At 62.9% G+C, this 21,928-nt stretch carries 22 protein-coding genes, 3 tRNA genes and 1 pseudogene; 18 read left to right on the top strand and 8 right to left on the bottom strand.

Going from position 1 to position 21,928, the window contains the following annotated elements:
* From INT29_RS19380 to INT29_RS19370, 3 genes and pseudogenes are all read left to right on the top strand, one after another.
* Positions 1–269 (top strand): annotated as a pseudogene (locus INT29_RS19380) (pyridine nucleotide-disulfide oxidoreductase); the annotation flags it as partial.
* A 121-nt stretch (positions 270–390) separates the two neighbouring features.
* Complete coding sequence (locus INT29_RS19375) at positions 391–1,293, top strand: GTP pyrophosphokinase family protein (protein WP_226830861.1); 903 nt, start codon at positions 391–393, stop codon at positions 1,291–1,293.
* Between the two features lie 99 nt (positions 1,294–1,392).
* A complete protein-coding gene (locus INT29_RS19370) occupies positions 1,393–2,004 on the top strand; it encodes a TetR/AcrR family transcriptional regulator (RefSeq protein WP_101574914.1) in 612 nt (203 codons plus the stop codon).
* A gap of 51 nt (positions 2,005–2,055) precedes the next feature.
* Here INT29_RS19370 and metE read toward each other — a convergent pair whose 3' ends face one another.
* From metE to INT29_RS19355, 3 genes are all read right to left on the bottom strand, one after another.
* Complete coding sequence (gene metE, locus INT29_RS19365) at positions 2,056–4,377, bottom strand: 5-methyltetrahydropteroyltriglutamate--homocysteine S-methyltransferase (RefSeq protein WP_193073174.1); 2,322 nt, start codon at positions 4,375–4,377, stop codon at positions 2,056–2,058.
* Positions 4,374–5,426: a methylenetetrahydrofolate reductase gene (locus INT29_RS19360; protein ID WP_193073172.1), complete on the bottom strand. Its 1,053-nt coding sequence runs from the start codon at positions 5,424–5,426 to the stop codon at positions 4,374–4,376. The genes metE and INT29_RS19360 overlap by 4 nt, the downstream gene beginning before the upstream one ends.
* A gap of 209 nt (positions 5,427–5,635) precedes the next feature.
* On the bottom strand, positions 5,636–6,127 hold the full coding sequence (locus INT29_RS19355; RefSeq protein ID WP_180959104.1) for a YajQ family cyclic di-GMP-binding protein: 492 nt from the start codon (positions 6,125–6,127) through the stop codon (positions 5,636–5,638).
* Between the two features lie 145 nt (positions 6,128–6,272).
* Between INT29_RS19355 and INT29_RS19350 the strand changes: the two genes are divergently transcribed.
* Positions 6,273–6,354: transfer RNA gene (locus INT29_RS19350), tRNA-Tyr, on the top strand.
* A 119-nt stretch (positions 6,355–6,473) separates the two neighbouring features.
* Positions 6,474–6,971 carry a DUF1992 domain-containing protein gene (locus INT29_RS19345; protein ID WP_101574876.1) on the top strand — a complete coding sequence of 166 codons (498 nt, stop codon included), beginning with the start codon at positions 6,474–6,476 and terminating at the stop codon, positions 6,969–6,971.
* Here INT29_RS19345 and INT29_RS19340 read toward each other — a convergent pair.
* Together INT29_RS19340 and INT29_RS19335 are read right to left on the bottom strand one after the other, a co-directional pair.
* Positions 6,968–8,173, bottom strand: coding sequence for a M20 metallopeptidase family protein (locus tag INT29_RS19340; protein WP_101574877.1), 1,206 nt, complete (start codon positions 8,171–8,173; stop codon positions 6,968–6,970). The genes INT29_RS19345 and INT29_RS19340 overlap by 4 nt on opposite strands.
* Positions 8,170–9,342 carry a hypothetical protein gene (locus INT29_RS19335; RefSeq protein ID WP_101574878.1) on the bottom strand — a complete coding sequence of 391 codons (1,173 nt, stop codon included), beginning with the start codon at positions 9,340–9,342 and terminating at the stop codon, positions 8,170–8,172. The genes INT29_RS19340 and INT29_RS19335 overlap by 4 nt, the downstream gene beginning before the upstream one ends.
* A gap of 235 nt (positions 9,343–9,577) precedes the next feature.
* Here INT29_RS19335 and INT29_RS19330 point away from each other — a divergent pair, with 235 nt between their 5' ends.
* The 3 genes from INT29_RS19330 to INT29_RS19320 all read left to right on the top strand — a co-directional run bounded on the left by INT29_RS19330 (position 9,578) and on the right by INT29_RS19320 (position 10,629).
* Positions 9,578–10,378: a glycerophosphodiester phosphodiesterase gene (locus INT29_RS19330; protein ID WP_101574879.1), complete on the top strand. Its 801-nt coding sequence runs from the start codon at positions 9,578–9,580 to the stop codon at positions 10,376–10,378.
* A gap of 78 nt (positions 10,379–10,456) precedes the next feature.
* Positions 10,457–10,529, top strand: a tRNA-Thr gene (locus tag INT29_RS19325).
* 26 nt (positions 10,530–10,555) lie between these two features.
* Positions 10,556–10,629, top strand: a tRNA-Met gene (locus INT29_RS19320).
* A gap of 53 nt (positions 10,630–10,682) precedes the next feature.
* On the opposite strand, the gene INT29_RS19315 is transcribed toward INT29_RS19320, so the two are convergent.
* Positions 10,683–10,913, bottom strand: coding sequence for a hypothetical protein (locus tag INT29_RS19315; protein WP_193073171.1), 231 nt, complete (start codon positions 10,911–10,913; stop codon positions 10,683–10,685).
* A gap of 124 nt (positions 10,914–11,037) precedes the next feature.
* On the opposite strand from INT29_RS19315, the gene INT29_RS19310 reads away from it, so the two are divergent.
* Positions 11,038–11,823: an SGNH/GDSL hydrolase family protein gene (locus INT29_RS19310; protein ID WP_193073170.1), complete on the top strand. Its 786-nt coding sequence runs from the start codon at positions 11,038–11,040 to the stop codon at positions 11,821–11,823.
* On the opposite strand, the gene INT29_RS19305 is transcribed toward INT29_RS19310, so the two are convergent.
* Positions 11,820–12,380 carry a PadR family transcriptional regulator gene (locus tag INT29_RS19305; protein WP_193073168.1) on the bottom strand — a complete coding sequence of 187 codons (561 nt, stop codon included), beginning with the start codon at positions 12,378–12,380 and terminating at the stop codon, positions 11,820–11,822. The two genes, INT29_RS19310 and INT29_RS19305, sit on opposite strands and share 4 nt — an antisense overlap.
* 156 nt (positions 12,381–12,536) lie before the next feature.
* On the opposite strand from INT29_RS19305, the gene INT29_RS19300 reads away from it, so the two are divergent.
* A complete protein-coding gene (locus INT29_RS19300; RefSeq protein ID WP_413463174.1) occupies positions 12,537–13,496 on the top strand; it encodes a squalene cyclase in 960 nt (319 codons plus the stop codon).
* Position 13,497: 1 nt separating this feature from the next.
* Here INT29_RS19300 and INT29_RS19295 read toward each other — a convergent pair whose 3' ends face one another.
* Positions 13,498–14,073 carry a hypothetical protein gene (locus tag INT29_RS19295; protein WP_226830860.1) on the bottom strand — a complete coding sequence of 192 codons (576 nt, stop codon included), beginning with the start codon at positions 14,071–14,073 and terminating at the stop codon, positions 13,498–13,500.
* Positions 14,074–14,258: 185 nt separating this feature from the next.
* Here INT29_RS19295 and INT29_RS19290 point away from each other — a divergent pair, with 185 nt between their 5' ends.
* The 8 genes from INT29_RS19290 to fdxA all read left to right on the top strand — a co-directional run bounded on the left by INT29_RS19290 (position 14,259) and on the right by fdxA (position 21,866).
* Positions 14,259–15,086 carry an aldo/keto reductase gene (locus INT29_RS19290; RefSeq protein ID WP_101575039.1) on the top strand — a complete coding sequence of 276 codons (828 nt, stop codon included), beginning with the start codon at positions 14,259–14,261 and terminating at the stop codon, positions 15,084–15,086.
* The gene (locus INT29_RS19285; protein WP_193073167.1) at positions 15,087–15,857 is read left to right on the top strand and encodes a sirohydrochlorin chelatase; all 771 of its coding nucleotides are present in this window, start codon (positions 15,087–15,089) and stop codon (positions 15,855–15,857) included.
* A gap of 155 nt (positions 15,858–16,012) precedes the next feature.
* Entirely contained in the window at positions 16,013–17,737 is a 1,725-nt protein-coding gene (locus INT29_RS19280; protein WP_413463173.1) for a nitrite/sulfite reductase, read from the top strand.
* Positions 17,734–18,489: a phosphoadenylyl-sulfate reductase gene (locus tag INT29_RS19275; RefSeq protein WP_193073165.1), complete on the top strand. Its 756-nt coding sequence runs from the start codon at positions 17,734–17,736 to the stop codon at positions 18,487–18,489. Before INT29_RS19280 ends, INT29_RS19275 begins: the two co-directional genes overlap by 4 nt.
* Positions 18,486–19,412: a sulfate adenylyltransferase subunit CysD gene (gene cysD / locus INT29_RS19270; RefSeq protein ID WP_193073164.1), complete on the top strand. Its 927-nt coding sequence runs from the start codon at positions 18,486–18,488 to the stop codon at positions 19,410–19,412. Before INT29_RS19275 ends, cysD begins: the two co-directional genes overlap by 4 nt.
* Positions 19,412–20,743 carry a sulfate adenylyltransferase subunit 1 gene (locus INT29_RS19265; protein WP_193073162.1) on the top strand — a complete coding sequence of 444 codons (1,332 nt, stop codon included), beginning with the start codon at positions 19,412–19,414 and terminating at the stop codon, positions 20,741–20,743. The genes cysD and INT29_RS19265 overlap by 1 nt, the downstream gene beginning before the upstream one ends.
* Positions 20,740–21,540, top strand: coding sequence for a uroporphyrinogen-III C-methyltransferase (gene cobA, locus INT29_RS19260; protein WP_193073157.1), 801 nt, complete (start codon positions 20,740–20,742; stop codon positions 21,538–21,540). The genes INT29_RS19265 and cobA overlap by 4 nt, the downstream gene beginning before the upstream one ends.
* Positions 21,537–21,866 carry a ferredoxin gene (gene fdxA / locus INT29_RS19255; protein WP_101575022.1) on the top strand — a complete coding sequence of 110 codons (330 nt, stop codon included), beginning with the start codon at positions 21,537–21,539 and terminating at the stop codon, positions 21,864–21,866. The genes cobA and fdxA overlap by 4 nt, the downstream gene beginning before the upstream one ends.
* Positions 21,867–21,928: the final 62 nt, after the last annotated feature.

Below are 21,928 nucleotides of genomic sequence, written 5' to 3'. Positions count from 1 at the left end.
CGATTGGTCATATTTTGGATGATCGTTCTGCTGGTGTGTTGACTGAGCCGGTGTATCCAGATGACAGTGCCATCGTTGAGTTGTTGGAGTCTAAGGGTGTTGATTATGTGGATTGGGAGGGGTATCACCGTGTGGAGTCGGCGGAGAAGGCTCTGGGTGAGGCTGAGGGGCGTGAGCGGGTGAAGATCGCGACGCGTGAGGGCATGTTGGCTGAGGCGCGCAGTCATCTGCAGGCCGAAGCCGCCAGCCAGCCCGCCTCCGGGCACTGAGTTTAAGTAACTCGATCCAGAAATCTGCGAGCGCGTCACCGTATCGGTGGCGCGCTCGTGGTTTGATGGAAGCAGTGATGAGCCCTGTGACAGAGGAGGTACGTTGAGCGCGGATTCGGCAATGAGGGAAGTAATCTCGCAGGCGTATGCGCAGCGACGCGATGCCTGGGAGTCTGCCGCCGTGCGGATCAAGCGCTGGCTCAAACAGCAGCAGAGGGGTCTGCTGAAGGACAAGGATATCTCCCGCCTGGATGTCGACGGCCATCGAATCAAAGATCCGGCTCGCACCCTGGCCAAGCTCGGCGAAAAGATCGCCGACGACCCGTCGCTGCAGATATCCTCCCCACGCGATGTGGAGAATCACATCCGCGACATCGTCGGGGTGAAGGTGCTGTGCAAATCGCCGCGTGATCAGAAGATGATGTTCGACTCCCTCACGGACCCGCAGCAGCTTGGACCCTTCGTCCTCATCGAGCAGAAGAACTACGTCGACCCGCCCAAACCCAGCGGCTATCGGGCCTGTCACGTGACCTTGCAGATTCCCTCTGATCAGGGGGAGCCGGTCTTTGCGGAGATCCAAGTCAAGACCAGGCTCCAAGACGCCTGGGGCGAGTTGACCCACGAGGACATGTACAAACCCGGCGCGGCGATGAAGCCCAGTGAGCTGCACGGTGAGTTCGCCCGTGCGATGGCGAACATGCTGGCAACCGTTGATGACATGGCCGATACTCTTGCGGTCGAGCTCTCTGCATTGACGAACCCCGATCTCGAAACGTCGGTGCCCTCTGCCGCAGACGACACCATCGAGGTCAAGGTCAGGGCCACCGGTCCGAAATACGCTTTGGCTGTCGACACCGACGGCCGACAGGGACTCATCCCTGCCTTCGCAGTCCGCAAGCTCAGCGACTCCAAGGGCACCATCAAAGTCAACGACTTCATCAGTGTCGATGACCGCCTGCGTGTCACCGTCGAAGAGGACTCGAAGGGTCTGTACTACATCCCGATGGCACTGGCCGACGACTGAGCTCAGGCCCAAGAGCTCTTGTGGAGCATCTGCTCCAGAGTTACTTGTGGAGCATCTGCTCCAGAGTTACTTGTGGAGCAGACGCTCTATAATGAAGAGGTGGAAGCGAACAACCGCGGTCGACCTCCCGAATTCGACCGGGCCCAGGCCGTGCTCGAGGCCGCACGACTGTTCTGGCGTCGTGGCTACAGCGGTACCTCGACACGGGATCTGACCTCGACGATCGGCATCTCGACCTCGAGCCTGTACTCGGCATTCGACAGCAAGGCGGGTCTGTTCGACGAGACCGTTGGGGTCTACGCGCAGCGGTATACGGCCATCTACGAAAAGGCAATGGCGGCGCAGTCCATCAGCGTGGCCGTCGATGGGCTGTTGAGGTCCTCGGTCCTCGAATTCACTCAGCCAGCCGATTCTCATCCCGGCTGCCTCATCACCAGCGCAGTCATGTCCGATGTCCCCGCAACGCAGAATGCGCGCGGGGACATCTCGACCATGCTGAAGAAGAACGAAGGCCTCCTCCGTGCTCGCATCGGCACGGCGATCGACGAGGGCGAGATCTTGGGCGGAACCGACGCAGATGTCGTCACCGGCTTCGTGCAGGCGAACTGGCATGGGCTGGCTGCCCAATCGCACCACGGTGTCGAACGCAACGAGCTGCTGCGAATCGCTGACTTTTCACAGCGGGCCATGTGGTCGACCTATTCTCGGTGACCCGGTGCTGTGCTGCCCATCCAACAGGTCGTCTCAGGCCCGCACGCTGACTCAGACCAACACGTGGTCTGCGCGGTCACCGGCCAGCACCGCGTCTCGGGTGGCCACCAGATTGGTCAGTGCCTGTCTCACCTCGGGATAGCCGCGAGTCTTCAATCCACAGTCAGGATTGATCCACAGGCGTTCGGCGGCCACGTTGGCCAAAGCTGCCTCGATGAGTTCAGTGAGCTCCGCGACCGAGGGCACACGTGGTGAGTGGATATCGTAGATTCCCGGCCCGATGCCGCGGACGAAGTTGAAATCAGCGATGTCGTTGAGCACCTCCATGCGTGACCGTGCCGCCTCGATGCTCGTGACATCGGCATCGAGCGCATTGATCGCCTCGATGATCTCACCGAATTCCGAATAGCACAGATGTGTATGGACCTGCGTGCCCGCATCGACCTGCGCATTCACCAGGCGGAACGACCTCACCGACCAGTCGAGGTAAGTGGCACGGCTGTCCTCGCGGAGGGGGAGGAGTTCTCGCAGCGCAGGTTCATCGACCTGAATGATCCTGATGCCGGCAGCCTCGAGATCGGCGACCTCATCGGCAAGCGCCAAGGCGATCTGGTCGGCCGACTGTGCCAAGGCCACATCATCGCGGACGAAGGACCAGGCGAGGATCGTCACCGGGCCGGTGAGCATCCCCTTCACCGGGCGGCTGGTTCTCGTGCCGGCATAGGTCGACCATTCGACGGTGATCGCCTCTGGCCGCGAGACATCACCGAAGAGGATCGGCGGTCGGGTGCACCGTGAACCATAGGACTGGACCCATCCGTTGTCCGTGGTCGCGAAGCCGTCGAGATTCTCTGCGAAATACTGGACCATGTCATTGCGTTCGGGTTCGCCGTGGACGATGACATCCAGGCCCAGCTCCTCCTGTAGCCCGACCACACTGTCGATCTCGGCTCTCATCGCGGCAGTGTATTCCTCGGAATCGATGCGCCCAGCACGGTGATCCGCGCGGGCGAGACGAACCTCAGCAGTCTGCGGGAACGAGCCGATCGTCGTTGTCGGCAGTCGGGGCACATCGAGGGAGGACTGCGCCGCAGCGCGGGTCTCGAAATCCGTGCGGTAGCCAGCGTCCCCGGCGACACCTGCAGTTCTCGCCGCCACCTCGGCGTTGTGGACCCGGGATGATTCCGTGCGAGTCCGCTGCACGCGATCGGCTCTGGCGAACGCCTCCGGGCGTGCATCGGGTCCGTTGGCCAGCGCGGTGGCCAACGCGTCGACCTCGGTGACCTTCTCCTCGGCGAAGGAGAGCCAGGAGGCGACATCGACCGGCAGGTTCTTCTCATCGTTCACGGTGTGGGGGACGTGGAGCAGCGTGGTCGAGGTGGAAACGCTGAGCGACTCACGACCCAGATCGTCCAATACTTTCAGACTCGTGCGCAGATCATCGGCCCAGACGTTGCGTCCGTCGATGACACCGGCGACGAGGTCGACCGAAGCTGGAACCGTGGAGGCGATGCGGCGCACATAATCCGGATCGATTGCGCGAGTGGCTGCTGAGACATCCACGCCGAGCGCGTCGATGCCCGAATTCGCCAGCGCGGGCAGCCCGGCTCGCAGGCTTCCGTACGGGGCGGTGACGAAGATCTGCGGGTGGGTGCTCGACCCGGTCAGGGCAGCATAGGTGCGCGAGACCGCCTCGGCGAGCTCCTCATCTGTGTGCTCGGTGAAGTCGGTGACGAGAGCCGGTTCGTCCAGCTGGACCCAGTCGACCCCGGCCGCGGCGAGGATGCTGATGACGTCACGGTAGACGGCCGTGAGTTCGTCGAGGCGCTCGAAGGCCGAGGTGGTGCTGCCGGGTGCGCTCTTGGCCAGTGCCAGCAGGGTCACGGGCCCGACGAGGACGGGCCGGACGGTGTGACCGGCGGCTCGGGCTTCCGAGACGAGGGAGAGCAGGTGCTGAGGGTGAGCCTTGAAGCTCGTGGAATCCTCGAGCTCGGGCACCAGATAGTGGTAGTTGGTGTCGAACCATTTGGTCATCTCCAGTGGTGAGCGTTGCGCCGTGCCACGTGCCAGGGCGAAGTATTCATCGAGGTCGAAGTCGGTGCCGTTCGTCTCCGAAGCGATGAGTCCGACGCTCAGCGCGGTGTCGAGAACATGGTCGTAATGGCTGTATGAGGCGGGGATCGAATAGTCCTCATCCAGGCCCAGATCCCGCAGTCGGTGGTAGGTGCTCAGCCGCAGTGTGTGCACCGACTGGGCGAATACTTCGGCGTCGATGCGTCCCGCCCAGAAGCTTTCGAGGGCCTTCTTCTGCTCGCGTTTCGGGCCGATGCGCGGATAGCCGGTGATGGTGGCCGTGGGAAATGCGGTGGTCATATCTGTGTGTCCTTCTCTTTCGTGGGTGTGTGGTTCGGTGAGGGCGGCCACCGCCGAGGTGGTGGTGACGGTTGGAACGACGTGAGACTGACTCCCGCACGCTGGAGTGCGGAGAGAAGGTCCTCGGTCGTGTGCAGGTCGTTGAATGTGTAGAAGTGCAGCCCGTGAGCGCCCTGTTCGAGCAGTGCGGAGGTGTGCTCGGCCGTGATTTCAAGGCCGATCCGGCGTGCGGTCGCCTCGTCGTGGGCGCGATCGAAGCGGGCCAGGAGCGATTCGGGGACCGGGAGGCCGGCGAGTCGGCCCATCGTGTGCAGGCGTTTGGCATCGGTGATGGGCAGGATGCCGGGAATGATCGGGATCGTGATGCCGGCGTGGTCGGCCCGCCTGCACAGGTCTGCATAGGCGTAGGGGTCGAAGAAGAGCTGGGTGATCGCGAAGTCAGCACCGTTGCGCTGCTTGGCCGCGAGGACGTCGAGGTCTTCGTCCGGGCCTGATGACTCGCAATGCCCCGAAGGGTAGGCCGCGACTCCGATACCCAAGCGGCCTGCGGCCAGGCACGCCACATTGTCCCCTTCGATTTGCCGCAGCAGTTGCACGAGAGCATCGGCATGAGGCAGATGATCGGTGGGCACTGCGCTGACTCCGTCGGGGAAGTCTCCGCGGATGGCGAGGAAGCCGCGCACGCCGACTCCCAGGAGGTGATCGATCCAGCCCAGCAGTTCGGTCTGTGTGCCGGCGGTGCAGGCCAAGTGTGCGAGGGGTCGCAAGGAGGTGTGGGCGCGGATGTGCTCGATGAAGTCTGCGGTGCCCTGCAGCCAGTTGCTCCTCGCCGAGGAGGTCACCGCCAGATAGTCGGGGTTCAGCGAGTCCAGGAAACGCAGGAGCTCGGGCATTCTCGCCGCCTGCGTCGCCGAGCGCGGTGGGATGACCTCGAAGGACAGAGCGCGGCGCAGGCGGTGAGACGGCGCGGGCGCCGGTTCGGCAAGGGTCAGCGGGGCCGAAGCCGAGACCCTTGGTGTGGATGTCGCCGGGGAATAGGTGATGGACATGCCGCCATCCTGCCGCCGAGCTCAGAGCAGTGCGCGAGGGAGGCGCGATCGGCGTCGCAGTCCGTCATGAACGCGTCAGAGAACGACCGAGTCGGTCAAAAGGGGACTTGTTGCGTCATGAAGACTGGGGAGAAGCTGGCTTGGGGTATGGAGATGGGGTCGCGGAGGAGAGGAGCGCTGCCCTGGCTGAGTGCTGAGCCAGGGTTGGCTCAGCGGTAATTGACGAACTGCAGGTCGAGATCGAGGTCCTTGCCCTTGAGCAGGGAGATGACTTCCTGCAGGTCGTCGCGCTTCTTCGAGCTCACGCGCAGCTCCTCACCCTGGATCTGGGCCTTGACGCCTTTGGGACCCTCGTCCCGGATGTACTTCGAAATCTTCTTCGCGTTGTCCTTGTCGATGCCCTCCTTGAGACTGGCATCGATGCGGTATTCCTTGCCCGAGGGGTAGGGCTCGCCGTCGTCAAGGGATTTCAGGGAGATGCCGCGCTTGACCAGTTTGGACTGGAAGACGTCGAGGATCGCCTTGACCCGGTCTTCGCTGACGGCCCTCATTTGGATGGCTTCTCCGGTCCAGGCGATCGAGGCGTCGGTACCGCGGAAGTCGTAGCGTGAGTTGATCTCTTTGGCCGCCTGGTTCAGGGCGTTGTCGGCTTCCTGCCGATCGACCTTGCTGACGACGTCGAATGAGGATTCGCTGGCCATGAATGCTCCTTGTGTGGTGAGTGGATGGACGAGTATCTGGTCACCGAGTGTAGTCGAGACGCATAATTGTGATCTGCGTCTATTGAGTTGGTGATTCCGGGTGCGGGCTTGTAGTATTTTCAAGTGCTCATCGAGCGCACACTGCGGCAGATTGCCCGAGCGGCCAAAGGGAGCTGACTGTAAATCAGCCGGCATTGCCTTCGAAGGTTCGAATCCTTCATCTGCCACGCAGACAGGGGAAGCCCTGTGATCATCACCTGATCACAGGGCTTCTTCGCATTCATCCCCATTGCGCGGACCGAGATACCTGCCTACTGTGGAGGAAAAGCCGAATGGATTTCTCGCCATGACCGAAGAACAGCCTCCCCGCCGCATAGGTTCGATTCAGGATCGCAACGCGATCGTCGAGTCCGCGCTGGACAAAGCGATCAGGCGCGGCGACTTCGAAAACCTCCCCGGCCTTGGCAAACCCCTGACAGGTCTCCACAACTCCGAGGATCCCGATTGGTGGATCAAGCAGAAGATGGAGCGGGAAGAGCTCAGCGGTGTCGCCCCCGCCGCCTTCCAGCTGCGCAAAGAAAACGCAGTCCTCGAAGACACCCTCGATGCGTTCTCGAAAGAGGCCGACGTCCGCGACTATCTCGCCGGCTTCAATGCACGGGTGCGGGAGGCCGTCATGGACCTGCGTGAGGGGCCGCCCGTGTTCACTCCACCACGGAAGGTCGACGAGGAAATCATCGCCTGGCGTCAGCGCCGGGAAGCTCGCCACGAAACGCAGAACCCGCACCGGGCCCCGACAGCCGAACAACCGCCTCGGCGATGGTGGCGCAGAAGGCGCAGTTAGAGTTCCTTGCGCAGTCGTTCCAGGGCCAGGTGGGCCAGCAGTGCTGCCTGATCACCGAGGACGCTGTCGTCGAAGACGACGAAGGGGGAGTGGTTGTCGCCTTGGAGTTCCTCGGGCACGTCGGTGCGTTTGGCACCGAGCATCATGTAGGTGCCCGGAACCTCCTGCAAAACGAACGAGAAGTCCTCACTGGGCATGATCGGATGCGGTGAAACCTCCAAGCGGTCCTCGCCCAACAGGCTGCGGACCTGGTCAACGGTCCATTCTGTCTCTGCCGCGTCGTTGACGGTCACGGGATACTGCACCTGGAAATCCACCTCGGCGGTGCATCCGTGAGCCTCCGCGATACCCCGAGCAAGCTGTTTCGACTGGACCCGCACAATGTCCAATGTTTCCTGGGACAGGGTGCGGACGGTGGCACCCAGGCTCGCCGAGGCGGGGATGACGTTGACCGCTTCACCTGCCTTCAGCTGGGTCACGGACAAGGCGATCGGGTCGAAGGTGCTGATCCGCCGGCTGACCATGTTCTGGAGTGCGGTGACGAGTTCGGCCAGGGCCGGGACCGGGTCCACGGCCGACTGCGGTTGGGAGCCGTGGCCCCCGCGTCCGTGGAGGGTGATGTGAAGGACGTTGGAACCGGCCTGCAGCGTTCCGGGCTTCGTCGACACGAGACCCTTGGGGCCCATGTGAACATGTGCCCCGAAGGCGGCGATCGCCCGGGGCCCCGCAACCTCGAGAACGCCCTCGTTGATCATCACGGAGGCGCCGTTGTGGCCCTCTTCGCCAGGCTGGAACATGAAGACGACATCGCCAGCAAGATCCTCGCGGTGGGCATGCAGCAGCAGTGCGGCACCGACGAGTCCCGCGGTGTGCAGGTCATGGCCACAGGCGTGCATGTTCCCATTCGTCGACTTGAACGGCTCCTCGGTCATCTCCTCGACGGGCAGTGCGTCCATGTCCCCGCGCAGCAGGACGGCGGGAGCATACGCGGGCCTATCCGGGTGGGTTCCGCGCAGAACCGCCACCACCGAGGTGGTCCCAACACCCGTGCTCACCTCCAGATCGAGGCCCTCCAAGGCAGCGAGCACCGTGGCCTGCGTCTGCGGCAGGTTGAGCCCGACCTCGGGGTGGGCGTGCAGGTTGCGTCGGAGTTCCTGCAGCCGAGGCAGGAGGGTGTTCGCCTCGGCCAGTAGGCTGGTCACAGCATTCCGACGAGGACGCTGGCGATGACGACAGAGCCGGCACTGACCGAGGTGAAGCCGCCGACGAGCATCGGCGGCAACATGACGTTGAGGAGTGCTTCCTTCTCATCGTCGTCACGGGCGATCGAGCGTGCGACCTCGTTGGTGAGCAGGTAGTCGGCCGGGAAGCCGTACATGGCGGTCAGGGCCACCGACATTCCCAGCGAAGACTTCCACCTCAGCAGCTTCGTAGCGATGAAGCCACCGACGAGAATGCCGATGCCGCCGATGACGAGGATCGAAATGGTGGGCACGAACGCGTTGATGACGTCTTGCACTGAGGCTGAGACCAGTGGGGCCATGACGATTGCGATCACGCCGGACATGGCCACGCCGAAGGAGTTCGACCGTTCCATCGCCTTGTCCGGGGACAGGCCCGCTGCAGTGGCGGCGATGCCGAGGATGAGCGCGATGATCGATGACGGGATGTGTGTGGGAGCCTCCAGGAGGGTCGCGATCGAACCGCCGACGAGGATGAGGAACAGCATGAACAGCTGGTTGTCGACGAGAAATGCCGGCAGGGTCACGAGTTTCTTCTTCGTGGCGGCGTCCGCCTCGTCCTCGTGGTGAGCCGCGGCGAGTTCGTGGAGTTCGCCGCTGTCGCGCAGGTTCTTGGCGTAGCGACGAAGCAGGAAGTTCGTCAGCGGCATCGACGGCAAAGACTGCAGCATGAGGACGAGAGCCGGAAGGACGATGATCGCCGAGGCGGCCCCGTGAGCTGTCAGGCCCTCCGTCGTGAGGCTGGTGGCGACGATGCCGCCGGCCAGCGGGCCTGAACCGGCGACGAAGGTCTCGAACCCGAAGATGGGCGCGATGATGAAGAAGATGAGCAGTACGGCCACGAGCATGCCGGAGACGGCGATGATGACCGAACGCCACTGTTTGAGCATCACACGCAGGGGAATGAGCGTACCCATGTGGAAGAGCAGTGGTGCCACGAGAATGGAGTAGACCTGGACGAGCATCGAATCGTCGACGACGGTGTCGGGGACGATGCCGATCTTGGCGAAGATGAAGATGCCCAACATCGCCACGAGGAGACTGGGGACGCGGGCCTTGGACCAGATCGAGACCAATTCGCCGATGGCGATGAAGCCGAGCACGATCGCGGCAGCGTAGATGCCTTCCATTGCGATCCTTTCAAAGGTGGTGGGTGGTGTGTGGGGTGCTTCTCATATCTACGACAGTGAAGATATGAAGTAACTCACAGTGAGTACGTTATTGCCTGTTCCGACTTTGCGCCCAGGCCCTTCTCAGCATTCAAGATATTGAAGACACTTCAGGGCCGCGTCACCGTGTCTCTGGTGCGGAACTGGAATGCATTCGGATTGAGACGAGGGCCAGGGCAGGGCATAGTCTGGGCGTATGAGTTTTCTGCAGTTCCTGCACGAACGTGGGATCACCGAACGCCCCGGTTCCTCGAAGCGGCCCTTGGTGATCGCACACCGTGGATATTCCGGGGTGGCCCCGGAGAACAGCCTCGCCGCTGTGGATGCGGCACGAGCCCTCGACGTGGACTTCATCGAAGTCGACACCTCGACGAGCGCCGATGGAGTCCCAGTCATCCTCCATGACCCGGACCTTGACCGGACCACTAACAGGAAAGGTCCGGTCGCGAATCTGACGGCGGAGGAACTCTCCTTCGTCGACGCAGGCTCCTGGATGGGTCCCGGATTCACCGGCGTCCGGATTCCGACGCTGGCGGCCGTGATGCGAGATATTCAGCACCGAGGCGGCGAACTCCTGCTTGAGCTCAAGGGGGAGTGGTCCTCCGGTGCGGTCGCGCAGATCTCCGAGCTCGTCGTCGAGACCGGCACCGCCGATCGGATGGTCGTGCAGTCGTTCAACACTGAGACCCTCGCAGCCTGCCGAGACATGCTGCCGATGGTCTCGCGGTTCTTACTGCGCATGGTCCCGCGGCCCGAGGACATCGAGATCGCACGGGCGCTGGGGGCTGTTGCAATCAACCCCTCGTACAAGGGATTCTCGATGCGCAGGTCCGTCGTCACCGAGATTCGCGACAATGACCTGGGCGTATTCGTCTGGACGGCAGATTCCATGAACGAATGGCGCGAGCTCCTCGATGCCGAGGTCGATGGCATCATCACAAATCAACCCGGCCGTCTGCAGGGGTTCCTGGCGGGCAGATTCGACCCGGTGAAGTGAGGTTCTGCGATCTGTGAGTGACGTCACTGATCGCCGATTTGCCCTCGTTGCGCGAAGCCGTGTAAATTCTTACCTGTTGCCCCGATAGCTCAGTCGGTAGAGCATCTCCATGGTAAGGAGAAGGTCAAGGGTTCGAATCCCTTTCGGGGCTCTCGTGCCGCTTAAATGCGGTGCTGGGGCGGGGTAGCTCAGCTGGTTAGAGCGCACGACTCATAATCGTGAGGTCGGGGGATCGAGTCCCCCTCCCGCTACTCTGACAGAAGAACCTCCATCTAAGGGATGGGGGTTCTTTCTGATTCGCCACTCAAGCCTGTGGTTTCGCAGTGGCATCGTCCTCCGTGAACTTTCGAAGCGAATTGGTCAGCGCCCAGTAGATGGCAGCGGCTACAGGGGCCACGAGGATGACCTGATACCAGGACTGATCTTGTGAGCCCCAGTGAAGAAGTTTGAAGCTGGACAGGACAATTAAGACGAGGACCATCACGATGATGGATTCTCGCAGCTTGCGTCGGCGCTCGGAGATCGGCTCCCTCATAAAAAGCAAGGTTACCTGAGAAATGGAAATTCCTGTGTGATCGGACACGTTCAGATGTTGGACTCGGGGCTGGGGGCGAAGCTACGCTGGCTGTTACTCAATTTGTTGACTAATGGAGCCTGTGATGAACGATCCTCTTCCGCTGCGCTACGTTGCGATCGGTGACAGCTTGTCCGAAGGCGTCGGTGACGAGCCGTGGCCTGATGGCAGCGCGCGAGGCTGGACCGATCGCCTGGCCTCCCTTCTCACCGCGCATTACGGCAATGAACGGCCGATCCACTATGCGAACTTGGCTGTGCGTGGGTACAAGACTGCCCAGGTCGTCGACACTCAAGCTCAGACGGCTACTGATATGCGGCCCGACTTTGTGACCCTCACCGCCGGAATGAATGACATCATGCGGCCCCGGGTCGACTTCGACGCGCTGAAGAGCGACCTCGTGGGGCTCGTCGAGCCCCTCACCTCGGCCGGGGCCAAGGTCTTCGTCGTTCCCATCCCCAACATCGCCGGAGTCTCACCAGCCGGTCCACTGATCAACACCCGTCGACTGCGTCTCAACGCGATCTACCAGTACCTCGCCGACGAATACGGAATCCAGCCGCTCACCAACACCACCAACTCGGTTTTCGAAGATCCCCGTGCATGGGACGATGATCGACTTCACCTCGCCCCGCTAGGCCACGAACGGCTCGCCTGCGCGGCGGCGGAAAGTTTCGGCCTGCCGGTCGACTTCGATGTGCTCAGTGCACCCGAGGGGCCAGCACCGCTGCGCACGGCCAGGACCGAAGCACACTGGTGGTGGACACACGTACGACCGTGGATCTATCGGCGGCTCACTGGCAAATCATCCGGGGACGGCCGGGTGGCCAAGAGACCACACCTCGAGCCGATCGTTGCCGACGGACGCTAAGGGGTTGCAGTCCGGTCGGCGAGAATCGTCAGAACGAACTCGCACCAGCGGATGTTCTCCTGTTCGAAAGTGATGCCTCTGGCCAACGTGAGGTAAGGACCGAGGTGATCCGCCTCGGACAGGAAAGTCTGCTCGCTCCGGCCCTCGAGCAGGTTGCTTTGAGAGCGTTCGTAGCGTTGGAGCTTTGACTCTGAAGCCGCGAGCTTGTCCTGCACATTGGCTGCGATCGCTGCGGCGTCTCCCAGGTTCATGGCCTCGACCTGGACGAGCAGCTCGTCACGGATCGCAGTTGGTTTGGGCGCGCGGACGGTGAAATTGCGCAACTCCTCTCGGCCACGGTCGGTGAGGGAGAACAGTCGCTTGTTCGGTCGCTTCACCTGCTGGACCACTTGAGCCTCGATCAGGCCGGCGGTCTCCATCTTGTCGAGTTCGCGGTAGAGCTGCTGCGGAGAGGCGGTCCAGAAGTTCGAAACAGTCACATCGAAGGCCTTCGCCATGTCGTATCCCGATGACTCGCCATTGGAGAGAGCGGCCAAAATTGCATCCTGAAGTGCCATAGCCGACACCATAGCCCGGTGCCCGGAATGATCACAAAGCTGATTATTCCCCACCTCGGCAATGAACAGATTCGCAGCGCCCGTCATGCCGATACGACGTAGACTCGGGCTCACACACCTGCCCACAGTAAGACACCTGCCGACAGTAGGAAATCAATGATGATTGACACTTCGCTCAGCGACTGGCTTCTGGACTCCGACCCTGCACTGCGCTGGCAGGTCGAGCGCGACCTCTTAGACGTCGACGAAGACACCTGGCAGGAGACTCGGAAACGGGTCCCTGCCGAAGGGTTCGGCCGTGAGCTCCTCAGCCGCCAAGACGCAGACGGGCAGTGGGCGGGAGGCGCGTACTTCCCAGCCGACTTCAGGGGAGAGGGCCCGCAGCCGTGGACGGCCACCACCTGGGCACTCAACGAGCTTCGTGAATGGGGAGTTCCTGCCTCGGCGCTGGAGGGAACCGCGGCACAGCTGGTCCCGGTGAAGTGGGAATACGAGGACATGCCCTACTGGGGCGGGGAGGTCGATGTCTGCATCAACGCGATGACCCTGTCGAACGGCCTGTGGCTCGGTGCCGACGTCGATGAGATCGTGGATTGGTTCCTCGACCACCAGCTCGACGATGGGGGTTGGAACTGCGAATGGGTGGACGGCTCGACAGTGGCTTCCTTCCATTCCACGCTCAATGCCCTGATCGGACTCCTCGACTACCAGGTTCGCACCGGTGACGCCGAGCGGGTCGCGGCCGCGCGTGCCCGAGGAGAGAAGTATCTGTTGCGGCGCGAACTCTTCCGCAGACTCTCGACGGGGGAGCCCTTCTACAGTCGAGTATTCAGCTTCGCCCATCCTCGGCGGGCCTATTACAACGTGCTCGCCGCGGCCGACTACTTTCGGGCGGCGGCAGACGCGGACGGAGCCTCGCCCGACTCACGAATGTCCGTGGCGATCGAGGCCATCAGATCCCAGCGGCAGTCCGACGGGACCTGGCTGCAGGGGCACCGGCTAGACGGCGATGTCTGGTTCCACGTCGACGTGCCGACCGGTGAACCGTCGAAGTGGGTGACCCTCCAAGCCACTCGTGTTCTGAAATGGTGGGACTCGACGCAGTCCGCGCAATGACCTAGAAGTCCACTTCGTCCTTATCGAGCCCGGGGAACTTGACCTCGTACTTGATCATATTGTCTTTGTGATCGACGAGTTTGACCGAGCCGAAGTAGGTCTTCTTCTTCGTATGAACCTCGCAGCTTGTCAGACCCCACCAGCCCATGACCTTCATATCATCACGGCATTCGACCTTCGAGACCTTCATATCGAACTTGTTTGTGAACAGGTCGTCGATATCAGCTTCCAGGGATGCCGTGGGGATCTTTCCATCGCCTTCTTTGTCGACCTTGATCCCGTCATCACTGGCCCAGGACGTGGTCCGCGGGGCATCGGCGAAGAGATCCTTCGATTTGCTCGGCTCGGACTCGGCAGACTTGCTGGGGGCTACGGCTGGCGCACTTTCCGACTCGCTCGGCGCAGCCTTGCCCTGCATGCCGCCCTTCTCTGTCTGCGCGGCCTCATCGGACTTCTTCGCCGGCTCGTCCTTCTCCCCGCCGCCGCAGCCTGTCAGGGCCAGGGCCAGGGCGATACCGGCAGCGGCAGTGATGGTACGGGCTGAGAATGCGGCCTTGGGCATCGATTTCATCGTCATGCTCCTCAGAGAAGTTCGGTGATGGCCTCTCCGGCAACCACGGGCGTTGTGCGTTCACTGACGATTCTGCCATCACTGCGGCGACGACGAAGGATTTCGCTGTTCAGATCCGGAGACACATGTGTCCATCCGGGCACATGACGCAACGCGGTCATCATCGCGGGACGCTCGACTACGATGACCGGATGATCCCCACGACGACAACAGCGAACGGCACGGCCCTTCCTCTCCTCGGGCAGGGCACATGGCATATCGGCGACGACCCTGCGCAGAGGAAAGTCGAGATCGCGGCCCTGCGTGAGGGCATCGAACTAGGCGTGAACCTCATTGACACCGCGGAGATGTATGGCTCCGGACGCTCCGAGAACCTCGTTGGAGAGGCGATCGCACCTGTGCGCGATGACGTGTTTCTCGTCGATAAGGTTCTGCCCACGAATGCCTCGGAATCCGGGACCATTGAAGCCTGCGAACGGTCACTGGCTGTCCTCGGAACCGACCACATCGACCTCTACCTCCTCCACTGGCCCGGCGCCTACCCCGTGGACGAGACGATCGCAGCCTTCGAACAGCTCCGCGAGCGGGGGCTCATCGGCGCCTGGGGCGTGAGCAACTTCGACTCTGACGAGATCATGGAGCTGCCTGCTGTGCCGCAGGTCAACCAAGTTCTGCTCAACCCGTCCCGCCGCGGACCCGAGTTCGATCTTCTGCCCACCCACCGCCGCAACCGTCCGCACATCACGACGATGGCGTACTCGCCCGTCGAACAGGGGCGACTGCTGACGGATCCCACCCTCGCCGAGGTGGCCCGCCGTCACGACGTCACCACCGCCCACATCCTGCTGGCCTGGGCAATCCGGTCAGGGGACGTCATCGCCATACCGAAGGCCTCGACACCAGAACACGTGCGTGCCAACGCCGCTGCAGTCGATATCGAGCTGGGGAGCGGCGACCTGGCTGATATCGATTGTGCTTTCCCTGCACCAAGCTCACCGATGCCACTGGAGGTGATCTGAATGCCGCTGCCATCGATCGGACTCATCTCCCACGGCACATCGTCGGGAGAGGGGCGCAGAGTCATCGAAGCTCTCGCCTCCGCCGTCACCGAAGACCTGCTCTCCCGTGGGCTGGCCCAGGAGGTGATGCTCGGCCACGTGGATGTTCAACAGCCCGATGTCGCCGAGGTGCTCTCGGCGTTGCCCCACGACTCACCGGTGATCCTCGTGCCGCTGCTGCTCTCCCCGGGGTATCACATGCATGTCGACCTGGCCGAAGCCATCCGTGCCGCGGGAGGCGCAGATGGACGCGGTGCGCAAGGCGGTGGTGAACGCGAAGCGCGAAGAACCTCCGAAAGCCGTGACATCCGACTGACGTCGACTCTGGGACCTGACCCGCGCCTTGCCCAGATTCTGGCCGCGCGTCTGCCGAACCTCGAAGACGAGGACCAGGTGGTGCTAGCAGCCGCAGGATCGAGTGACGACAGGGCCAACGACGCCTGCCTGGAGATGGCTGAATCACTGGCTCATGAGCTCTCGAGGCCCGTCGTTGCGGGGTTCCATGCCGGCGGGGGAGACCGCCTGGGCGATATTGTTGAGCAGAAACGTGGGTCTGGTGGACGTGTAGTGCTCTCGAGCTATCTCCTGGCCCCGGGATTCTTCCAGGACCTCGCCTCGGCGCTCATTGCTGAGTCCCGCGACATCCTCACCCCACCGCTGCTCCTTGACCGCGCGGAGGCCCCGTCATTGCTGGTCGAGATTGTTCGCGATCGGATAATCTCAGCACTCTGACTCGGCGTCAATTCTCTCGACCCGGATCGTCATCGTCCAGACTTATGACGTCATGTGTCACGAAACGACATGATTGGGGACCCTGAGTTGTTGAGCAATCCAATTCTCTTGTAGCGTGACGCACCAAAGGTTCACAGCAGCGTTTGGAGACGACCGTGTCCGCACATGTAGATGAAATCAAGCAAACCCGGGGTTCCGGTGCTTCCGTGAAGCCTGCCCGACAGAAGAAGTCGAATGGTCAGTGGAAGGTCGACGGCTCAGAACCGTTGAACAAAAACGAAATCGATAAGGCCGAAGACAACGGACTCAACGTCCGAACCCGGATCGAAGAGGTGTATTCGAAGGGCGGCTTCGCATCAATCGATCCCACCGATCTGCACGGGCGCTTCCGGTGGTGGGGGCTGTACACACAGCGCAAACCCGGCATCGACGGCGGCCGCACCGCTACGCTCGAGCCACACGAGCTCGAGGATGAGTACTTCATGCTCCGGATCCGCATCGACGGAGGCAAGCTCACCACCGAGCAGCTGAACACCATCGCGGGCATCTCGAACGACTTCGGTCGTGGCAGTGCCGACCTCACCGACCGCCAGAACATTCAGCTCCACTGGATCGAAATCGAGAATGTGCCCGAGATATGGGAGCGCCTCGAAGCCGTGGGCCTGCAGACAACCGAGGCCTGCGGCGACGTCCCACGTGTCATCCTCGGTTCTCCCGTGGCGGGCATCGCAGCGGATGAGCTCATCGACCCGACACCGGCGATCGAAGAGATCTCGCGCCGCTACATCGGCGACCCGAGCCTGTCGAACCTGCCCCGCAAGTACAAGACGGCGATCACCGGCCACCCCAGCCAGGACGTCGTCCATGAGATCAACGACTGCTCGTTCGTCGCCGTCGAACATCCTGAGAAGGGCATCGGCTACGACCTGTGGGTCGGCGGAGCCCTGTCTGTGGTTCCCCGATTCGCCGAGCGACTCGGTGTGTGGGTCGCGCCCGACCAGGTCGTCGAGACCTGGCTCGGGGTGACGGAGATCTTCCGCGACTACGGTTTCCGCCGTCTGCGCAACAAGGCACGTCTGAAGTTCCTCCTCGCCGATTGGGGCCCGGAGAAGTTCCGCGAGGTCCTCGAGACCGAATACCTCGGCTACAAGCTCGCCGACGGTCCCGCCCCGGAGAAGCCTATGACAGCGGGCGATCACGTGGGCGTGCATAAGCAGGCCGACGGAAAGTATTACATCGGAGTCAGTCTCATCGCCGGCCGCGCCTCGGGCACCCTGCTGAACCAGATCGCCGATCTGGCCGAGAAGTTCGGATCCACGCGACTGCGCACGACTCCGCATCAGAAGGTCCTGCTCCTCGATATCGACGAAGCAGACATCGACGAGGTCGTCGCAGGCCTCGATGCCCTCGGCCTCTCCAGCCGTAAGGATCTTTTCCGCCGTTCGACGATGGCCTGCACTGGCATCGAATACTGCAAGCTCGCGATCGTCGAGACTAAGCAGACGGCAGCAGACGCCGTGGCGACGCTCGAAGAGCGCCTCGCGGGTATCGATCTGCCGCACCCGATCAGCCTGCACCTCAACGGCTGCCCGAATTCGTGCGCACGCATTCAGACCGCCGACATCGGGCTCAAAGGCCAGATCGTTACGACAGATGAGGGTGAGCAGGTTCCCGGGTTCCAGGTCCACGTCGGCGGGGGGCTGGCCTCGAAGGACCGCGACGAAGCCGGCCTCGGCCGCACAGTCCGCGGCCTCAAGGTGACGGTCGACAACCTCAGCGACTACGTCGAGAAACTCGTCCGCCGGTTCCTCGACGGTCGCGGCGAGACCGAGACGTTCTCCGAATGGGCACACCGCGTCGACGATGAGGAGCTGGCATGAACACGACACAGTCACACGACACTGCCGCCAGGGCGCGCAGTCTTGATGAGCTCAAGGCCCTCGCCGAGGCCGGGGCGAAGGAACTCGCCGGCGATCCCGATAACGGCGTGGCCGAGGCCAACCCGGCCGACGTCATCCGCTGGGTCTCGCGCAACTTCGACACCTCTTCCTGCGCGGTGGCCTGCTCGATGGCCGACGCCGCACTGCCGCACTATGTCGCCCAGTACCTGCCCGGCGTCGATGTGCTCTTCCTCGACACCGGCTACCACTTCGCGGAGACCTATTCGACCCGCGACGAGGTGGCCAGCAAGGTCGACGTCAACATCGTCGATGTTCTCCCGGAGCAGACCGTGGCCGAGCAGGATGCGGAATTCGGTGCCGAACTCTTCAACCGTGACCCAGGACTCTGCTGTGCCCGGCGCAAGGTCGCACCTCTGAAGAAGTCGCTGGCCGGTTACGAACTCTGGTTCACCGGAGTCCGCCGGGATGAAGCACCGACCCGTGCGAACACGCCGCTGGTGACCTTCGATGAGAAGAACGGACTGGTCAAGGTCAACCCTCTGGCCGCCTGGTCCTTCGACGACCTTCTCGACTACGCCGGTGCGTTCGACGTGCCGGTCAATCCACTGCTGTCGCAGGGCTATCCGTCCATCGGCTGCCAGCCCTGCACCAACCCCGTGGCCGAGGGTGAGGACCCTCGTGCCGGACGTTGGGCTGGAACTAACAAAACAGAATGCGGGCTGCACGTATGAGCATCGATCACACACCTCTGTCTACCCAGAAACCACTGTCCGCCCTTGACGTTCTCGAATCCGAGGCGATCCACATCATCCGCGAGGTCGCGGCTGAATTCGAGAAGCCCGTGCTGCTGTTCTCCGGTGGCAAGGACTCCGTCACTGTCCTCCACCTCGCAGCCAAAGCCTTCTGGCCCGCGAAGATCCCGTTCGGTCTTCTTCACGTCGACACCGGCCACAACTTCCCGGAGATCCTGAAGTTCCGCGACGAGACGGCCGCCCGTTACGGCATTGACCTGAGCGTGGCGAAGGTCCAGGACTACATCGACGACGGCCGCCTGCGCGAACGTGCCGACGGCACCCGCAACACCCTGCAGACCCAACCGCTCATCGACGCGATCGCGGCCGGCGGTTACGACGCGGTGTTCGGCGGTGCCCGCAGGGATGAGGACAAAGCGCGGGCCAAAGAACGCATCCTGTCCCTGCGCGACGAATTCGGCGGATGGGACCCCAGCAACCAGCGCCCCGAACTGTGGAACATCTACAACGGCCGCCATGTGAACGGCGAACACGTGCGAGTGTTCCCGATCTCGAACTTCACCGAACTCGACGTGTGGAGCTACATCGAACGCGAGAACATCGCACTGCCGCACCTCTACTACGCCCACGAACGCGAGGTCTTCAACCGCGACGGCATGTGGTGGTCCACCGGAGAATTCTCGACCCCACGCGCCGGCGAAGACGTCATTCGCAAGTCCGTGCGCTACCGCACCGTCGGCGATATGAGCTGCACCGGTGCCGTGGAATCGGAGGCGAGCGACATCGCCTCCGTCCTCGCCGAGGTGGCTGTGACCACTGTGACAGAACGTGGAGCCACCCGAGCCGACGACCGGATCTCGGCCGCGGCGATGGAAGATCGCAAGAAGGACGGATACTTCTGATGACGACAACACCAGACACCACCGCTGCAACGCAGACGAAGACTCTGCTGCGCTTCGCGACAGCCGGTTCCGTCGACGACGGCAAATCGACGCTCGTGGGTCGCCTGCTCCACGATGCGAAGGCGATCCTCGCCGATCAGCTCGAAGCTGTCACGCGCACCAGCGAAGAGCGCGGCTTCGTCGGCGGCGAGTTCGACTTCGCCCTGCTCACCGACGGTCTGCGCGCCGAACGCGAACAGGGCATCACGATCGACGTCGCTTACCGCTATTTCGCCACCGACAGGCGATCGTTCATCCTCGCCGACTGCCCCGGCCACGTCCAGTACACCCGCAACATGGTCACCGGCGCCACCACCGCCGATGCCGTCGTCGTCCTCATCGACGCCCGCACCGGCGCCACCGAGCAGACACGGCGTCACCTCACCGTCGTGCAGAGGTTGGGCATCCGGCATATCATCGTCGCGATCAATAAGATCGACCTCCTCGACTACGACCACCTAGCCTATGCCAAGGTCGAGCACGAGGTCGAGGAACTCGCCACCGAGATCGGGCTCGACACCGCCCACCTCATTCCGGTCTCGGCACTGGCCGGAGACAACGTCGCCGAAGCCTCGTCCAACACCCCCTGGTACTCGGGGCCGGCCCTGCTCGAACTCCTCGAAACCCTTCCCAGCAAGGAGGAGGACACCGCCGATCTCGAACCCTTCCGCCTCGACGTCCAATCGGTTCTGCGCCCGCAGGGCGGACTGGCACCGGGACTTAACCCCGAGGAATTCCGAGACTACCGGGCCGTGGCCGGACAGGTCACCTCCGGCCGGGTCCACCTCGGCGATGAGATCGATGTCCACCCGGCAGGGATCAGGACAAAGGTCGTCGGCATCGACACCGCCGACGGCCCTCTGGAATCGGCGGGTGCGCCACTGTCGGTGGCGCTGCGACTGGCCGATGACATCGACATGGCCCGCGGAAGCGTGCTGGCCGCGGCCGGAACCCTGCCGATGCCGCGCAAACTTCTGCGTGCCGAGGTCTTCCCGTTCACGACACAGGGCCTGCGCTCGGGTGACAGGGTGCTCGTCAAGGCTGGGACGACGACGGTCAAGGCCCTCGTGACGATCGAATCGAAGCGGAACCTCACGACCTCGGTGTCCGAACCCGCCGAGGTGCTCGCCGGCAATGACATCGGCCTCGCCGAGGTGAAGCTGGCATCCGCACTGCCGCTGGCGGATTTCCGCGAGCATGGTCGGTCCGGCGGCTTCCTCATCATCGACCCGCAGACCGGAGCCACCGTGGCCGCGGGCATCCACACCCCAGCGGAAGAAGGTGCGGAATGAGTCTCTTCACCCGGCAAGTCCCCGGCAGCGTCCTCCTTATCGGGGCCGGCCCCGGTGATCTGGGCCTGCTGACCGTCAAGGGCCTGCGCGCCCTGGAATCGGCCGAGGTCATCGTCGCCGACCGCCTCGGCGCCCGCACGGTCATCGATCAGCTCGAAGTCGAACGGGGCGAAGCGCTCGCAGCCCAGATCATCGACGTCGGAAAGTACCCCGGCCACCATCCGGTGCCACAGACCCGGATCAACGAGATCCTCGTAGAACAGGCGCGACTGGGCAGAAGAGTGGTCCGGCTCAAGGGCGGCGACCCGTTCGTCTTCGGACGCGGCGGTGAAGAGGTCGCCCACTGCAGAGAGGCCGGCGTCGAGGTCCAGGTCGTCCCCGGTGTCACCAGCGCGAACTCGGTCCCCGCCGTCGCCGGGATTCCGTTGACCCACCGCGGTCTGGCCACTGCCTACACCGTCATCACCGGCCACGATCAGCTCGCTGAGCTCGGTGGCTGCCGCGATCACACGGTTGTCGTGCTCATGGGCATCGGCACCTTGGCCCACTCGGCGATGATCCTGGCCCGTGGGAGACGCGGAGGCGACTGCCCCGTCGCGATCATCGAGGACGGGTTCGGCGAGAACCAGCGAGTGACGATCGGGACCTTGAACACGATCGCAGGCCAAGCAGCTCGCCGAGGTGTGCGCTCGCCCGCCATCGTCGTTGCAGGTGATGTCGTGACATTGAGCCCCTACGCCGTCGGTGCCTTCGCCCGGGCGCAGACCTCCGAACCGGAACTCGTGAGGAACCCATGACCTACATCATTGCCCAACCCTGCGTCGACGTGAAGGACCGGGCCTGCATCGACGAATGCCCCGTCGACTGCATCTACGAAGGTGCTCGCTCCCTCTACATCCACCCCGAAGAGTGCGTGGACTGCGGCGCCTGCGAACCCGTGTGTCCCGTCGAGGCGATCTTCTACGAAGACGATGTCCCAGACGAATGGGAGGCCTACTACTCTGCGAACGTCGACTTCTTCGACACCATCGGGTCCCCGGGAGGCGCTGCCGCCCATGGCGTCATCGATTCCGACCATCCCCTGATCGCGGCACTGCCGCCCCAGAACACAGGAGAACTATGACTACGAATCCCTTCCGTGTGGCTATTGTGGGTGCCGGTCCTGCCGGGATCTATGCGGCCGAT

Source organism: Brevibacterium sp. FME37, from assembly GCF_014897485.1.
Taxonomy (GTDB): domain Bacteria; phylum Actinomycetota; class Actinomycetes; order Actinomycetales; family Brevibacteriaceae; genus Brevibacterium.
The sequence above is the reverse complement of the archived record's forward strand: the minus strand, read 5'-3'. Positions and strand labels throughout refer to the sequence as shown.

Bases quoted from the DNA above. Each gene is read 5' to 3' on its own strand.
- INT29_RS19355 (WP_180959104.1), bottom strand. From the start codon at position 6,127: ATGGCCAGCGAATCCTCATTCGACGTCGTCAGCAAGGTCGATCGGCAG.
- INT29_RS19285 (WP_193073167.1), top strand. From the start codon at position 15,087: ATGCCGCTGCCATCGATCGGACTCATCTCCCACGGCACATCGTCGGGA.
- INT29_RS19345 (WP_101574876.1), top strand. From the start codon at position 6,474: ATGACCGAAGAACAGCCTCCCCGCCGCATAGGTTCGATTCAGGATCGC.
- INT29_RS19290 (WP_101575039.1), top strand. From the start codon at position 14,259: ATGATCCCCACGACGACAACAGCGAACGGCACGGCCCTTCCTCTCCTC.
- cysD (WP_193073164.1), top strand. From the start codon at position 18,486: ATGAGCATCGATCACACACCTCTGTCTACCCAGAAACCACTGTCCGCC.
- INT29_RS19265 (WP_193073162.1), top strand. From the start codon at position 19,412: ATGACGACAACACCAGACACCACCGCTGCAACGCAGACGAAGACTCTG.
- metE (WP_193073174.1), bottom strand. From the start codon at position 4,377: ATGACCACCGCATTTCCCACGGCCACCATCACCGGCTATCCGCGCATC.
- cobA (WP_193073157.1), top strand. From the start codon at position 20,740: ATGAGTCTCTTCACCCGGCAAGTCCCCGGCAGCGTCCTCCTTATCGGG.
- INT29_RS19295 (WP_226830860.1), bottom strand. From the start codon at position 14,073: ATGACGATGAAATCGATGCCCAAGGCCGCATTCTCAGCCCGTACCATC.
- INT29_RS19360 (WP_193073172.1), bottom strand. From the start codon at position 5,426: ATGTCCATCACCTATTCCCCGGCGACATCCACACCAAGGGTCTCGGCT.
- fdxA (WP_101575022.1), top strand. From the start codon at position 21,537: ATGACCTACATCATTGCCCAACCCTGCGTCGACGTGAAGGACCGGGCC.
- INT29_RS19300 (WP_413463174.1), top strand. From the start codon at position 12,537: ATGATGATTGACACTTCGCTCAGCGACTGGCTTCTGGACTCCGACCCT.
- INT29_RS19310 (WP_193073170.1), top strand. From the start codon at position 11,038: ATGAACGATCCTCTTCCGCTGCGCTACGTTGCGATCGGTGACAGCTTG.
- INT29_RS19275 (WP_193073165.1), top strand. From the start codon at position 17,734: ATGAACACGACACAGTCACACGACACTGCCGCCAGGGCGCGCAGTCTT.
- INT29_RS19315 (WP_193073171.1), bottom strand. From the start codon at position 10,913: ATGAGGGAGCCGATCTCCGAGCGCCGACGCAAGCTGCGAGAATCCATC.
- INT29_RS19330 (WP_101574879.1), top strand. From the start codon at position 9,578: ATGAGTTTTCTGCAGTTCCTGCACGAACGTGGGATCACCGAACGCCCC.
- INT29_RS19305 (WP_193073168.1), bottom strand. From the start codon at position 12,380: ATGGCACTTCAGGATGCAATTTTGGCCGCTCTCTCCAATGGCGAGTCA.
- INT29_RS19375 (WP_226830861.1), top strand. From the start codon at position 391: ATGAGGGAAGTAATCTCGCAGGCGTATGCGCAGCGACGCGATGCCTGG.
- INT29_RS19335 (WP_101574878.1), bottom strand. From the start codon at position 9,342: ATGGAAGGCATCTACGCTGCCGCGATCGTGCTCGGCTTCATCGCCATC.